Raw genomic sequence first — 14,554 nt, forward strand, 5'->3', positions numbered from 1 at the left:
CGCGGCGACGATGCACATACTCCAGTCGCTTCCGGTCAGGGCGGATATGAAGGTGGGCCATGTGCTGCCGTCGTAGTACGTGGCGGAGCAACTCGGCCACAGGCTGCTTATCGCGCTGGAGAGGTAGTTGCCGCCGTACGCCGAGTCGTACTTGACGATTATCGCCTCGGGATCCTGGGCAAATGTCACCGACACGGCCAGGATAGCCAGCAACAGTACAAGCTTTTTCATCTTAGAATCTCCTTTATGTTGGGAAGTAACTTCAGGTGGAGGTTAGCACCAATCACAAAAACTCTCAAGAAAAAAAATCAAACCGAGCCAAGGATTATTTCCATGCGCTCCAGAAGCACATAACGAGCGCTTTTCACCATTTAAACCCATCGAGGGGGACATCTCTATCCGGCTGTATCCGAACCCCCGACCACCCCGCATTTTACCACAAAAAGGTGTATAATCGGGGCGGCTGGACACGGGGGTGGTAATCGGCTAAAATCACCACCGTTAAACCCTTCACCCCGCCACAACCATGCGCAGACTCCCCGCCATCCTGATCGCCCTGACCCCCCTCGCCGCCGCGGCGCACATCAGCCTGGAGCCGACCTACGAGGATTCGGGGTTCGTCTTCTGGGCCACGTGCCTGGTCATCACCTTCTTCTACGTCTTCGGGCGCGTCTCCTCCTACTTCAGGCGTAAGAAGGGCACCATCACCAGCTTCGAGAGCTCTCTCAAGGATAAGTGTCAGAGCTCCAACCTGCCGGTGAAGGTCCGGCTCGACTCGGGGCGGGAGGTGCTGGCCGAGGTCGCCGGCTGCACACTGTGCTACCACCGCTTCAAGGTGGGCAGCCGCGTGGCCCTGGACGAGGGGCCCAACGGACGGCTCGTCATCCAGCTCCCGGCGAAGATGACGCTCAAGGAGCGCTTCGACCTCTCCATGGAGAGCTGCTCGGCCGGTTGCCTGCGGGACCGGGAAGCCAAGAAGAAGGCCGAGGTCTGACGCCCGTAGTCCGTGCCGCGCCCCCCGAATCGGGGGCTTTTTTTATAAGGCAGCCCCCACCCCTGGTCCCGCGCCTCGCAGGCCTCCCACGGGGAGAGGGAAATTCCGGGCCGACCTAAAGGTCGGCCCCTACGAGGATGACGCACGGTTCACACATTTCCCGTAGGGGCGGGTCTCCAGACCCGCCCGTATCAACTCACCTCCCCCGCCCTTACCCAAAGGGTCGGGGGGAATGACATGCGGATTCTGGTACAATGAGCGCGAACGTAAAAGGACAGCCGTGAAGAAAAAGCTCGTCGTCACGCTCATCCTCGTCGGCGCGTTCGTCGTCGTCGCGGCGGGGCTCGTCATCTACTACTGCGCGCTGGCCTACGGCTCGGTGGAAGCCACCAAAAGCGTGGTCGTGGAGATACCCGAGGGCGTCGGAGCCGACCGGGTGGCGGAGCTCCTGGCCGGGGCCGGGGTGACCGAGCACCCCCGATTGTTCCGCCTCTACCTCTACCTCACCGGTCGGGACTCCGAACTGAAGGCGGGGACGTACCGGCTCGACGCGCCGGCCTGCTTCTCCGACGCCGCCGAAACCCTCGTCGCCGGGAAGGTCCTTATCGTCCGCTTCACCCTCCCCGAGGGGCTCGATGCCGAACAGATGGCCCTGCGGCTGGGGCGGGAGGGTATCTGTAATGCCGGGGACTTCCTCTCCGCCGCCGCCCGGCAGGCCTTCGAACGTTACAGCGTCAACTCACCCGAGGGCTACCTCTTCCCCGACACCTACGAGGTGCCGGCGGGCGTCACCGCCGAGGAGGTCGCCGGGCTCCTGTTGGACCGGGGCGACCGGGTGTGGGAGGCGGAGCTCGAAAAAAGCCGGCGGACGGGGGTTGACCGGTATGAGACGCTGACGCTGGCCAGCATCGTCCAGGCCGAGGGGGCGGATTTCTGGGAGTTCCCGCGCATCGCCGGCGTCTTCTCCAACCGCCTCGAGCGGGGCATGAACCTTGAGAGCTGCGCCACGGTCCTCTACGCCCTGGGGGAGCACAAACAGGTGCTGGAGTACGCCGACCTCAAGGTGGAGAGCCCGTACAACACCTACCTCCACACCGGCCTGCCGCCGGGGCCGATAAACAACCCGGGCCGCGAGGCCATCGCCGCCGCCCTCGACCCCGAGAGGCACGACTACCTCTTCTTCGTCTCCAACGGCGACGGGACGCACACCTTCAGCCGCACCCTCGCCGAGCACAACCAGGCCCGGGCGGAGACGGAGGAGGCCCGGAACGCCGCCCTCGCCCCCGACGCCCCATGACCCTCCCCGACATACTGATGACCGTCGGCGCCGGCGCACTGGCGCTGACTCATCTGGCCTACCCTGTAATCTGCGCTTTTCTGTCCCTCTTCGCCAAAAAGGCGGACGTGCCGCGACGCCCCGCGCCGACACTCGGTATAAGCCGACTCCGGCACGAGGGGATTGAAACGGAAAGCCGGACCGAGGCGCCGATTCTCGTCTCCCCGGGTCTAGGGGGAAGGCTGACCGACGGCGGCGTCCGGCGGCTCGTCGCCCCGTTGGCCGACGAACGAACCGCCCTGGTGGTAGGGCGGCTGCTTGTACCGGAATTGGAGGAGTCGGGCCGGATGGGGGGACGCGAGGCGGCGCTGGCCCAGGCGGAGCGCATCCACCGCGGATGGACCTGGCGGCTGGCCGCCTGGGAGGCGGGATCGGGCGTTCCGACCGACCTGGACGGCCACCCCTACGCCGTACGGCGGGAGTTCGCCGACGAAGGTGGAGTGGACCTGGCCTCCCTGGCGAAGGCCCGGAAAAAAGTGGTCTTCCTGCCGGGAAAAAGGGGGCTGGTGGGGCGCCTGGTCCCGCCGGAAGGCATGGCGGAGCTCACCGCTCGGGTGACGGCTGGGAAGCGGCGCGGGATCCGCTCCATCCCCCGGCGGCCGTTCAGCCCGGGGGTGCTCGTCCGCCACCTCCTCGGCAACCTGACCGCCCTGTGGCTGGCGCTCCTGACGGCCGGCTCCGTCCTGGGCGTGCTCTGGGAGGGCGGCTGGTTCTACCGGGTGCCGCTCGCGCTGACGGTGGTCTTCCTGCTCGGAGCGGTCATCGGGAGAACCGTCTTCAACCTCGGCTTCCGTTCGAGGGTCTACTTTCCGCTCTGGTGGCTCTTCCAGGGCCTGCTCGCCGAGATGAAGGCCTGGCTGTCGTTGGGACGGAAACCCACATCCGGCTGATGGCCGACGTGACCCGCTTCTACCCGGTGGAACGGAATCCCCACGGATGGTATGATGGGGTGTCGTTGACGAACCCCGTTTCGGACAAGGGGTTTAAATCCCTTGCCAAGGAAAGGACCGACATGAAACGCATTTACCTGTTGTCAATCCTGCTCCTCGCCGCCGTCGCCTCCTGCGGCGGGGAAACCGGAGCCCTCGTACCGCTCCCCACCGACCAGACGCCCGTCGTCCTCATAGATACCGACATCGGCAACTTCTACATCCTCCTCCACGATTCGGTCAACCCGGCGACGGTGGCGAACTTCACGGACCTGGTGGAGCGGGGGAAGTACGACGGCATCGGTTTCCACCGCGTGGAGAAGGGGCACGTCATCCAGGCCGGCTGCCCGTACTGGAACGACCCCGCGCGGGCGGGGACCGGCAATCTGGCCGAGGGCTATCTTCCCTTCGAGAACGCCACGCTGCAGCACATCGAGGGGGCGGTGGGGATGGCCCGGAGCCGGGAGAAGGACTCGGCGGGCAGCCAGTTCTACGTCTGCCTCGCCCCGCGACCGCACCTGGACGGCGACTACGTGGTCTTCGGCCAGGTCATCGCCGGGATGGAGGTGGTCCACCGGGTAGAGGTGGGCACGATGATAGAGAAGGCCAGTGTCATGACCTACGGCGATTTCATCGAGAAGGCGCGGCGCGGCGAGCTGGGCATCCGCCCGGAGATTACCGAAATGCCGGCGTTCGAAATTTCCCCCTCGGGGGAGTGAACTGCGTAAAAGGGAGGCCCCTCCGGGGGCCTTTTTATTACCCAACTGCTGAAGGACGCCCAAGACGACTTCGAGTCCCCGCAAAAGGGGAGGCCCCAACGGGGCCTTTATTTCCTTTTGGTCGCAGAGCGCAAAGACCTCGGGGATTGGAAACCACCGCGCATCCGGCCCACCCGCCCGCCGGGATTACGCCGCTCCCTCGGCCCGGACGGTCAGCCACAGCGGACACGGTTCGGTGAAGCCGCGCAGACGGAACTCGCCCACCGGCTCGAAAAGTTTCCGCTCCTCCTCCCCGAGCTGCTCCAGCACCTGTCGGGTGGCCAGGATGCGGCCCGAGACGGGCAGGTGGCGGTCCGGCGGGGCGGGGTCCACGCGGTCCTCCTCACGGACGCCGTCAATGCGGAAGGCGCGGTGGACCTCGACTCCCAGGGGATCGCCGCCCAGGCCGGTGTTGACCGCCCCCCAGTGCAGGGCCACGCGGACCGAGCCCCGTTCCAGGAACTCCCGGGCCGCCGCGAGCGCCTGGGGCACGGTGCGGTAGATGCCCAGGAAACCGTCGCCCGTGTTTTTCAAAAAGAGCAGGTCGTCGGCGGAGGGGTGCTCCATGAACTCCCGGTGGAACCGGTTCACCTGGTCTATGAAGAGCGTGTCGCCGAAATCCACCAACAGGCTGGTGGACTCCACCAGGTCCAGCACGAGGATGGCCGACTCCGGCGAGGTTTCCAGGGGCGTTACCAGTTGGTGCCGCTCCAGCTCGTCGCCCAGGAGCCTGACGACGGTGGCGAAGAAGTCGAGTTTCTCCCGGGGCCAGTTGGTGGATCGCCGGTCGTCGCGGCAGATGTCCAGGGACACGGCCGCGCATATTTCGCCCCCCAGCCGCACCGGACTGACCACGATGGCGGCGATGTTCTGCAGAATCTCCATGACCGAGAGCACCGGTCCGGCGATGAACCGGAGCCCCTTCGGCAGGAGCTCCACCGCCGTCTGCCGGGTCCAGAGGTGGACATCGGAGTAGAGCAGCTTTTCGACGATCTCGACGGGCAGCTTCTGACCGACGGTGGGCTTGACCCCGCGGTCAACCCACTCGACGACGGTGACGTAGACGTTGGCGGTGAGCTCGTTGTAGCAGGCGCGGCTGACGTCGAAACCCGGCCCCAGGATGTTGACGAAGCGCCGGACGAGCTCGTCCTTGGAGAGGGAACGGTCCTTGAAGGCCCGACTGAGCTCGGAGAGGACCCACGCGTAGGGCGGCCGACCGTCCGCGAGGACCCCCGGCCCGACCCCCGGGTCCAGCCGGTTTGGTTTCCGGGGGGTCCGTTCATGAACTGTGTCGCCGTCATCCATGATTGGTGGAAGGCTCACATCTTCTGCAGATTGGCGAACTTGGCGACGAGCTTTTTGATGCCGTGCCGGGCGAACTTGACGGTGAGCTTTAGGCTGTCGCCGTCTCCGGCCCGGGAGAGGATGATCCCCCGCCCCCACTTGTCGTGCCAGACCCGGTCCCCGATGGAGTACGCCGGCGCCGCTTTCTTGGCCTTCTCCCGCTCCTGTTCGTGCTCCACGGCCAGGAGGTCCTGGGAGGTCGCGAACATGGTCAGGGTGTGCACGGAGTGGTCCTCGAGGAGGCTGACGGGCAGCTCCTTTAAAAACGGGCTGGGCTTGGTCCACACCTTGCGACCCTCGAGGTTGCGCCGCAGCGCCCGCGTGAGGTATACCTTGTACCGGGCCCGGGTCAGCCCCACGAAGAAGAGGCGGCGCTCCTCCTCGATGTCATCGTACCTGGAGGAACCCTTGTACTTCAGGGGCAAAAGCCCCTCCTCGACGCCGGTGATGAAAACGATGGGGAACTCGAGCCCCTTGGAGGCGTGGAGGGTCAGAAGGGACACGGACCCCGCGGTCTCGTCGAAATCGTCTATGGGGGCGGCCAGGGAGACCTCCTCGAGGAACTCCTCCAGCATGCCGTCGGGATTCGACGAGATGAAATCGTGGGCCGTGTCCACGAACTCCTCCACGTTCTCCAGCCGGGAAACGGCGTCGCCCGCCTTCTGCAGCCAGCTCGTGTAATCCACGCGCTCCAGGAGCATCTCCAGCAGCTTGTCCACCGGCTCGCGAATGGTCGTCAGCTCGTCGAGGAGGTCCATCAGCCGGACGACGGCGCGCCGGGCCCGGGGGGGGATCAGCTCCTCGTCCACGCAGCGGCGGACGGTGTCGAAGAGTGCGGTGGGGTTCCGCTCTATCTCCTCCATCACGCGATCCACGGAAATCTTCCCCACCCCGCGGCTGGGGACGTTGATGATCCGGCGGAAGCTGAGGATGTCGTTGGGGTTGACGATGAGCCGCAGGTAGGCCAGGAGGTCCCGTATCTCTCGGCGGTCGTAGAACCGGGAGCCGGCGATGGTCGTGTACGGGATGGACCGCTTGCGCAGGGCGTCCTCCAGGACCCGGCTCTGGTCGTTGGTGCGGTAGAGGATGGCGTAGTCGGCGTAGTTCGACTTCTTCTCCGTGTTGACCGATCGGAAAATTTCCGTGGCGATCCAGCCCGACTCGTCGTACTCGTCGGACCCGGCGTACACGCTTATCTTCTCGCCCTCCTCGCCCCGGGTCCACAGGTCCCTGTCGAGGCCGAGCGGTCGCGGGTTGTGGGAGATGAGGGAGTTGGCCGCCTTGAGGATGGTCTGGGTCGAGCGGTAGTTCTCCAGGAGGGTGATGATGCGGACGTTTTCGAAATCCTCGGTGACGCGCAGGATGTTCGTCGGATCGGCGCCGCGCCAGCGGTAGATGCTCTGGTCCGGGTCGCCGACGACGGCGAGCCCGTCGCTCCCCGAGGCCAGGGCCCGGATGAGCTCGTGCTGGGCCGCGTTGGTGTCCTGGTACTCGTCCACCAGGATGTGCTTGAACCGGCTCTGCCAGCGCCGGAGGACCTCCGGGAATTCCCGGAAGAGCTTCACCGTGACCAGGATCAGATCGGCGTAATCCAGGGCCCCCGAATCGAGGAGCTCCGTCTGGTAGCTTTCGTAGAAGGCCTTTATCCGCTTCTCGTGGGCCGTGTGTGCCGGGAATTCCTCGGGCTCCACCAGGTGGTGCTTGGCCCGCTCGATGACCGTCAGGACGTCGGTGGGTTTCAGCGCGCCGGGCCCCTCGCCCGGTCCGACCAGCCGCTTGAGGATGGCCAACTGGTCGGCCTGGGTGGCGATGACGAACTCGTTCTCCCGTCCGGGGATGTGGCCGATTTCTCGCCGCAGGAGGCGGGCGCAGAAGGCGTGGAAGGTGTGAACCCATACCCGGGCGGCAGTCGCGGAGCCGGCGCGCTCACCTATGAGCGAATCCACCCGGACCCGCATCTCGGTCGCCGCCTTGTTGGTAAACGTCACCGCCAGAATCTCGTCGGGCTTGGCGTCGCCCTGGTCAATGAGATGGGCCACCCGGGTGGTAACCACCCTGGTCTTCCCGCTCCCCGCCCCGGCCAGCACCAGAAACGGCGACCCACGGTGAGTCACCGCCTGGAGCTGGATCGGGTTCAGGAAGATGAGCAGGTTGTCCATCACTCGAGTCCCGGATTACGTGTAAACCCTCGTCCACGATCGGAAACGTCCGGCCCGCGACGAGCCGCCCCCCGTTTTTCGTAAACCCACACCGCGCTCGGGCGGGTCAGAGGGGCGGCTGCTCCCAGTCGGTGGACGTCGTGGGCGGCCCCTCCTCGCCCAGGGGGGGATCACCGCCGAGCCGCTGCAGCAGCCCGATGCCCAGGAGCTTCTCGATGATCTGGAGGGTGGAAACCTCGTCAATCTCGCTGTCGGCGCAGATTGCGGCGATGCTTCGCCGGCTGTCCACCAGGGAGAGGACCTTCCACTCGTCGGCGGAGAGGTGGATCTCGTCCACCTTTCCGGCTACGTTGGCGAAGTGGAGAACGGTGTCCGGTGGTGGAAGTTCCGTCTGCAGGTCCGCCAGCTCGTCGGACCGACGGGCGGCCTCCAGAATCAGGTTCGTCGTTGAAATTTCGATGGAGCGGCGGGTGGGGTAGATGGTCGTGTCGAAGCGAAAGCGGCCGGTCTTCCAGTTTAAAAGGCTGTACGCCGCATCCTCGCCGGTCAGGTTCTTGTACGTGGCGTGGACCAGCTCTCCCTTGCGAAAGTAGAGTGTGCCTATCTCCTCACCGTGACGGATGGAGAGAGCGCCGGTCCGCTTACCCATCTGCAGCATCTGCAGGATGTCGGACAGCGAGAAGCTCTTCAGGTCACCGTCGAAGGCCATGAGCCGATTTTAGTTTATTACGCCCCCCCGGTCCGGAGGGGCACTGTGTTTTGACGACCGACGGGTGCGGCACCCACACCGTTAAACGCGCCCGTAGGGATATAAAAGAGCCGGGGATCGAAAGCCCCCGCCCACGGGGCTCCTCTCAAGCGTTCTGGTGCTGGCTAAGGGCGGCGAGAACCAGCTTTGAGATGGCCCGAAGGACGTCGAAAACGCCGACCCCCTCCGTGGCTATCGCCTCGAAGGCCGGATCGTCGCGGTGGTTGAGCTGGCGTTCCAGCTCGTCCACGGGAACGATGTTCGGCAGGTCCCGTTTGTTGTGCTGGAGTACCATGGGGAGGTCGTTGAAGTCGTAACCCTGGGAGCGGAGGTTCACCTTGAGGTTCTCCAGGCTGTCCAGATTGTCCTCCACGCGCTCGATCTGGGAATCCACCACGAAGACCAGCCCGTCCACCCCCTTGAGGATGAGCTTCCGGCTCGCGTCGTAGTGGACCTGTCCCGGCACGGTGTAGAGGTGGAAGCGGGTGGTGAAACCCTGGATGGTGCCGAGATCGAGGGGGAGGAAGTCGAAAAAGAGGGTGCGGTCGGTTTCGGTGGCAAGACTCACCAGCTTGCCCTTCGAGGCGGGGTCAATCTTCTTGTGGACGTAGAGAAGATTCGTGGTCTTACCGCACAGACCGCAACCATAATAGACGATTTTGCAGTTTATCTCTTTGCTGGCGTAGTTGATCAGTGACATCTAGGTCGTCCTTATCTCAAGGCTGGAAGCACAGGCAGGGGGCGGCACTCCCGTCCGGCACCCCGCCTCCCGGTCCTGCGGTCATTTTGAGTCGGGCTCCCATCCATCACCTACACCCACCGGGAGGAGTGGATCAATCCCGGAAGAGGTTGTCTATCTCACTCTCGGCGACGGAGGCGAAGGAGGAATCCAGGGTCCTCTGGTGTCCGGCGGCGCCGAGCTTGGTGAAGATGTTCTCGAAGACGGTGGAGAGCTCCTCCAGCGCCTTCTTGACCCGCAGGCGCACCAACCCCAGGGAGGTGCGGTTGTCGAAGACGATGACCAGAATGACCCGGCTCTGCACGACGGAGATGTGGATGGACTCCTTCTCGCCCTGGTGGAATAGGACGCTGAACTCGTCCTGCCCGAGAATCTTCGCCAGGGCGCTGGTGGCGGCGAAGTTGCCCGCCGACAGGCTGGCGAAGGCCGTCGAGTCCATGTTCGAGGTGTCGCCGTGGGAGCTGATGAGCTGCCCCGAACGGTCCACGAGGAGCACGATACGGGCGTTGGACTCCGTCAACAGGCGCGACAGGGTCTGGTTGATTATCTGGTAGTCTTCTTCAAAAAGTTCAACGATTTGAGCCATGAGGAAAGAGTCCTCCTGAAAAGGGTTGGCCCACTGTAAGTTGTCCCGAGGAGCCCAAATTCACCCGGCTTCCCTGGGACTAAAAACGCGCGGAGCCCCAGACCCGACCCCCTCCTGTCCCGGGGGCCGTTCGATCCCGAGATACCCTCACCGATGAGAGGCCATTGATGGGGTAAGTAATTATAGCAAAAAGCGTTCCGTATGTATCAACCCATTTTCCGGGGCCGCCCGCACCCTTGGGGCCCCATTTCCCCGTGGGCGTAAGGCTGAGCGGTATGCTCCATGCGAATGCCCCTAGCCCCCTCTTCCCCGGGGGTCCCTATCTCCCGGTGGACCCGTACTCCCGCCGACCCTCCAGAGCCAGGCGTAGCGAGATCTCGTCGGCGTAATCCACGTCGGCCCCGGGCGCCAGGCCGACGGCGATCCGCGTCAACGTGACGCCGAAGGGCTTCAGCAGTTCGTGGAGGTAGCTGGCGGTGGCCTCACCGGCGGTGGTGGGGCTGGTGGCCAGAATCACCTCCCGGAACGACCCCCCGGAGACCCGCCGAGCCAGCGCGTCCAGACCCAGCTCCACGGCTCCCACCCCGGCCAGGGGGTCGAAGAGCCCGCCGAGCACGTGGTACAGACCGTCGTAAACCCCCGTCTTCTGAAAGGCCTCGACGTTGTAAGGCTCCTCGACGATCAAGAGGCGGCTGGAGTCCCGCCGGGGATCGGTGCAGACCGGGCACTCGAGCGGCGTATTCTCCGAGGCCCCCTCCACCCGCTCCGCCACGTTGCCGCAGACCGAGCACAGACCGACGCGGTCCTTGAGGGCGACGACGGCCCGCGCCAACTCCACGGCCTCTTCCCGGGTCGCGCGGAGGATATGGTACCCGATCCGCTGGGCCGATTTAGGTCCCACGCCGGGCAGACGACGCAACGCCGCGAGGAGTTTCTGTAAGCTCGGGACCAAGATTACGGCTCGGACGAAAGATGCGGGGGACAAACCAACATTTTCAGGTAGGAAACTACCAGACGACTCCGCATCCTGTCAAGAGAGGGGGCCCGGACGGCCCGGTAGGGGAGTACCGACGGGACGCCCGGGCCGTTTTTTTCAGGGGAAAGCGCCCGTCACGAGGGATTCCCGACCGGATAGCCCCAGGCGCCTAGGGACCCGACGCACCGCGCGCCGGCGTCGGCCGCGGCTCGGCCCATCTCCCGGGGGGACCGCCCCCGGGCGAGGTGAAAAAGAGCCGTTCCCAGCGCCGCGTCGCCCGCCCCGGTGGGGTCCACGCACTCCGCGGACGCAGCCGGTACGATTTCCGGTTCCCCGTCGGCGACGAGGACGAGGCCGTCCGCGCCCAGCGTGAGCATGACGAGGGGATGCCGGGACGCCCCGCGCAGGGAGACCTCGAGCGGGTCGCCGCCGCCCCAGAGCATCCGGCCCTCGTCCAGGTCCGCCTTGACGAAAGCGAGGCGCGGCGAGAGCTCCTCGTACACCGCCCGCGCCCCCTCGGGCGAGGCCAGGGCGGGGCGGTGGTTGACGTCGTAGGCGACGACGGCCCGGGGGGCGGCGAGGTCCAGAATGCGGCGCACCGTCGCCCGGGTGGTCGGGTTCAGGGAGGCGAAGACACCGGAAATCAACACCACGTCCGCCCCGGCAATCGGCTCCCCGTCCAGGTCGTCGGGCGCGAGCCCCCCGCCGGCGCTGCCCTCGCGCGCGTAGCCGAACCGGCCGTAGGGACAGTCGGCCCCGATGGTGTACGCCGCGTTGAACGGCCCTCCGAGGACGACGGCGGGGCTCCACAGGCCGACGCGCTCGAGCTCGCCGCGAAGGAGCGGCAGGTGCTCGTCCTCGGCCAGGCGGCAGGCGAAGGCCGCCCGTCCCCCGGCGCGGACGAAGGCCAGGGCCGCATTAGCCGCGGCACCCCCCACACCCAAGTGGTCGGGGTGCCGGGCGTGGCGCTCCACCATCAGCTCCCCGGCGGTGAATAACAGAGGTGGTTGGGTACGATTACGCCCGCGCATCGAACCCTCCACCCTCGTCGGCCTGGAGGGCTGATTTTCGGTACAGCGCGAGCAGACCGGACCCCCCCGGGTGTGCCGGCGGGGTCCAGGCGGCGCGCCGCCGTTCGAGCTCGGATGCGTCCACCAGGAGCTCCAGCCGCCTCCCCTCCAGGTCCACCAGGACCGCGTCCCCCTCACGCACCAAGGCCAGGGGACCGCCCGCCGCCGCCTCGGGGCAGACGTGGCCCACGCACGGCCCCGCGGTGGCCCCGGAGAAGCGGCCGTCGGTGACCAGTGCCACCGCGCCGTTCAGCGTGGGGTGCTCGCGGATGGCGGCGGAGAGGTAGAAGAGCTCGGGCATCCCCGCCCCCCGGGGACCTTGACCGGCCAGGACGACCACGTCGCCGGGCCTCACCGCCCCGGTCGCCACCGCGTCGAGCGCGGCGCCCTCGGAGCCGAAAACGCGGGCCGGACCCTGGAAAAGCGTCCGCTCGACCCCGGCCGGCTTGACCACCGCCCCCCGCGGCGCCAGGTTGCCGAAGAGAACGCGGATACCACCCGGGGGGCCGAAGGGGGCGGTCACCACGAGACTCACGTAATCATCAGGCGACTCGCCGCCCTCGGCCAAAAGGGCGCTCCGATGTTGCGGGTCGTCCAGGCGGCGCCAACCTTCCAGGGCCTCGCCCCAATTCCCCGAGACCGTCCGGGCCTGTGAATCGAAGAGGCCGAGCCCGATCAGCAGCTCGACCACCGCCGGGACGCCGCCGGCCAGGTGGAAGCGGTCCGTCGGGTGCGCGCCCGCCGGACGCAGGTTGACCAGGCGGGGCACGCGCGCCGCGACGCGGTCCACCCCGCGCAGGTCGAAGGGGACGCCGAGCTCGCGGGCCAGGGCCGCCAGGTGCAAAAGGGCGTTGGTCGAACCGCCCAGCGCCGCCAGCAGGGCCACGGCGTTTTCGAGTGAACGCGCGTCGAGGAGGTCCCGGGGCGCAACACCCGCCCCGACGAGGCGCATCAGCGTTTCCGCCGACCGCCGGCAGGCCGAGAGCTGCGCGGGACTAAAAGGCGGCAGCAGCTCAGAGCCGGGGAGCGCCAGACCGAGACCCACGGCCAGGCACTGCATGGTCCCCGCCGTGCCCATGAATGCGCAGGCGCCCGGACCGGGGCAGAGCCCGCGGCTCCTCTCCTCGAACTCAGCCCCGGTCATTTTACCCCGCCGACGGGCGGCCGCCAGCTCCCCCACGTCGGCCAGGGTTCCGCCGTCGGTGGAGCGGGGCATCACCCCGCCGGGCACCAGGACGGCCGGGAGGTTTTGGCGGACCGCGGCGATGAGGTGGGCCGGGATGGATTTATCGCAGGAGGAGAGGAGGAGGACGCCGTCGGCGTGACCGCCCCGGGCGTGCAGCTCGGCGGCGAGGGCGTAGAGCTCGCGGCCCGCGAGGGAGAGGCCCCCGGCAGGCGTCCCCTGGGCCACGCCGTCGCAGATGTCGGTGCAGAAACAGCGGTAGGGCGCGCCGCCGGCGCGGCGGACCTCGTCGGCGCAAAGCTCGCTGAGTCGCAGCAGATGGGAGGAGCCGGGGTGGGTCTCCCCGGCGGAGGACTCGATCAGAATCCAGGGACGGCCGGCCTCGTCGGGGTGCATCCCCGCGGCCAGACGCAGGGGCACCGCCTCGGGGGCCGATTCACGAAAGCCGGGCAAGAAGGTCCTCCATCGCCCCCTGGAGTTTATCCCAGGCGCCGTCGCGCAGCCACTCCCGCCGCACCAGCTCCGAACCCAGCGCCACGGCGAAGGCCCCCGCCGCGAGGTACTGGGCGACCTCGCCGGGGGAGACGCCGCCGGCGGGGATCAGCCGCAGCTCCGGCAGGGGGGCGAGGAGTGCCCGCAGGTAGACGGGTCCGCCGAGCTCCCGCGCCGGGAAGATTTTCACCAAGGCCGCTCCCGCCTTGACGGCCGCGACCGCCTCGGTGGGTGTGGCCGCGCCGGGGATGTGCAGCGTACCCAGCCTCCGCGCCCGCTCCAGCAGCGCGGGGTCCGAGTGGGGCGAAACGGTGAAAGCGGCCCCTCGCCGGACCGCCTCCTCCAATATTTCGACCGATGACACGCTGGCCGCGCCGACCGGAATCCGCCCCGCCAGGGCGGCGACGACCTCGAGGGCATCGGGGCATGTCAGCGCCACCTCCAGCACCGACGCTCCCCCGGCGATGAGCGCCTCGGCGGCCGGCAGGGCCAAACCGGGCTCGGTCGTGCGGATTACCGGCACCACCCGGGCCGCGCCTATGGCCTCCACCGTTCGGGCCGTCACGTGGCCCTCGCCCTCTTTAGCGGGGCGAGCTGGTGCTCCCAGAGGAACCAGACGCGCCGCCCGAGCGCCTCCAGGTCGTTGTCGTTGATGATGACGAAATCGGCCCGCTGGACCTTGACTTCCTCGCGGAGCTGACTGTTGAGCCGCTGCCGGGCCTCGATTTCCGTCAGCCCCTCGCGCAGTAGCCGCCTGAGCGCCAGTCCCTGGGCGGCCCGGATCGCCACCACCGCGTCGAAGAGCTGGCCTATCCCCCACTCGAAGATGAGGGCCGCGTCAACCACGAAGGCCTCTGCGTCGTTCCGGTTCCGGGCCTCCTCGACGGCGGTGCGGATGCCCTCGACGAGAGGTGGGTGGATCAGGGTGTTGTAGCTGACGAGTAACTCCCTGTCCGCGAAGACCATCCTCCCCAGAAGGCCTCGGTCAATCTCGCCGCCACCGTCCAGGATGTCCCGGCCGCAGAGCTCCACCACCGCGTCCCGAATCCACGGTTCGCGGAGGAGCTTGTGCCCGAGCCGGTCCGCCTCGAAGACGTCCAGGCGGGCAATCTTGCCCAGGAGCTCGAGCGCCGTGGTCTTCCCCGAAGCCACGCCGCCTGTCCAACCAAGAGTCAGCACTCGGTATCATCCAATGGAAGTGGGCCGACGGTGTATCCGGTTACGCGCCGGCCCGCGCCAT

General features: G+C 67.1%; 15 protein-coding genes. 4 read left to right on the top strand and 11 right to left on the bottom strand.

Annotation, left to right across the window (positions count from 1 at the left end; all coding sequences use genetic code 11):
- A partial coding sequence (locus VM054_00535; protein HUT97543.1) for a hypothetical protein occupies positions 1-231 on the bottom strand: 231 nt, incomplete at its 3' end.
- Positions 232-526: 295 nt separating this feature from the next.
- On the opposite strand from VM054_00535, the gene VM054_00540 reads away from it, so the two are divergent.
- The 4 genes from VM054_00540 (at position 527) to VM054_00555 (ending at position 3,978) form a co-directional block, all read left to right on the top strand.
- Positions 527-994 carry a hypothetical protein gene (locus tag VM054_00540; protein HUT97544.1) on the top strand — a complete coding sequence of 156 codons (468 nt, stop codon included), beginning with the start codon at positions 527-529 and terminating at the stop codon, positions 992-994.
- Positions 995-1,274: 280 nt separating this feature from the next.
- Positions 1,275-2,291 carry an endolytic transglycosylase MltG gene (gene mltG, locus VM054_00545; protein HUT97545.1) on the top strand — a complete coding sequence of 339 codons (1,017 nt, stop codon included), beginning with the start codon at positions 1,275-1,277 and terminating at the stop codon, positions 2,289-2,291.
- On the top strand, positions 2,288-3,220 hold the full coding sequence (locus VM054_00550) for a hypothetical protein (GenBank protein ID HUT97546.1): 933 nt from the start codon (positions 2,288-2,290) through the stop codon (positions 3,218-3,220). The genes mltG and VM054_00550 overlap by 4 nt, the downstream gene beginning before the upstream one ends.
- Before the next feature lie 122 nt (positions 3,221-3,342).
- Entirely contained in the window at positions 3,343-3,978 is a 636-nt protein-coding gene (locus VM054_00555) for a peptidylprolyl isomerase (GenBank protein ID HUT97547.1), read from the top strand.
- Between the two features lie 186 nt (positions 3,979-4,164).
- Here VM054_00555 and VM054_00560 read toward each other — a convergent pair whose 3' ends face one another.
- The 10 genes from VM054_00560 to coaE all read right to left on the bottom strand — a co-directional run bounded on the left by VM054_00560 (position 4,165) and on the right by coaE (position 14,493).
- Positions 4,165-5,340 (bottom strand): hypothetical protein, encoded by a 1,176-nt coding sequence (locus VM054_00560; GenBank protein ID HUT97548.1) that lies wholly within the window; start codon positions 5,338-5,340, stop codon positions 4,165-4,167.
- Positions 5,337-7,520, bottom strand: coding sequence for a UvrD-helicase domain-containing protein (locus VM054_00565; GenBank protein ID HUT97549.1), 2,184 nt, complete (start codon positions 7,518-7,520; stop codon positions 5,337-5,339). The genes VM054_00560 and VM054_00565 overlap by 4 nt, the downstream gene beginning before the upstream one ends.
- Positions 7,521-7,626: 106 nt before the next feature.
- Complete coding sequence (locus VM054_00570) at positions 7,627-8,229, bottom strand: DUF4388 domain-containing protein (protein HUT97550.1); 603 nt, start codon at positions 8,227-8,229, stop codon at positions 7,627-7,629.
- 145 nt (positions 8,230-8,374) lie between these two features.
- Positions 8,375-8,968, bottom strand: a complete 594-nt coding sequence (locus VM054_00575; GenBank protein ID HUT97551.1) for a GTPase domain-containing protein — start codon at positions 8,966-8,968, stop codon at positions 8,375-8,377.
- Between the two features lie 133 nt (positions 8,969-9,101).
- Entirely contained in the window at positions 9,102-9,593 is a 492-nt protein-coding gene (locus VM054_00580) for a roadblock/LC7 domain-containing protein (GenBank protein HUT97552.1), read from the bottom strand.
- A gap of 319 nt (positions 9,594-9,912) precedes the next feature.
- Positions 9,913-10,548: a recombination mediator RecR gene (gene recR / locus VM054_00585; protein ID HUT97553.1), complete on the bottom strand. Its 636-nt coding sequence runs from the start codon at positions 10,546-10,548 to the stop codon at positions 9,913-9,915.
- 155 nt (positions 10,549-10,703) lie between these two features.
- Complete coding sequence (locus tag VM054_00590) at positions 10,704-11,600, bottom strand: PfkB family carbohydrate kinase (protein ID HUT97554.1); 897 nt, start codon at positions 11,598-11,600, stop codon at positions 10,704-10,706.
- Positions 11,587-13,275 carry a dihydroxy-acid dehydratase gene (ilvD, locus tag VM054_00595; protein HUT97555.1) on the bottom strand — a complete coding sequence of 563 codons (1,689 nt, stop codon included), beginning with the start codon at positions 13,273-13,275 and terminating at the stop codon, positions 11,587-11,589. Before ilvD ends, VM054_00590 begins: the two co-directional genes overlap by 14 nt.
- Positions 13,259-13,879 carry a bifunctional 4-hydroxy-2-oxoglutarate aldolase/2-dehydro-3-deoxy-phosphogluconate aldolase gene (eda, locus tag VM054_00600; GenBank protein HUT97556.1) on the bottom strand — a complete coding sequence of 207 codons (621 nt, stop codon included), beginning with the start codon at positions 13,877-13,879 and terminating at the stop codon, positions 13,259-13,261. Before eda ends, ilvD begins: the two co-directional genes overlap by 17 nt.
- Positions 13,876-14,493, bottom strand: coding sequence for a dephospho-CoA kinase (gene coaE / locus VM054_00605; protein HUT97557.1), 618 nt, complete (start codon positions 14,491-14,493; stop codon positions 13,876-13,878). The genes eda and coaE overlap by 4 nt, the downstream gene beginning before the upstream one ends.
- Positions 14,494-14,554: the final 61 nt, after the last annotated feature.

The sequence above is a fragment of the bacterium genome (assembly GCA_035528375.1).
Taxonomy (GTDB): domain Bacteria; phylum RBG-13-66-14; class RBG-13-66-14; order RBG-13-66-14; family RBG-13-66-14; genus RBG-13-66-14.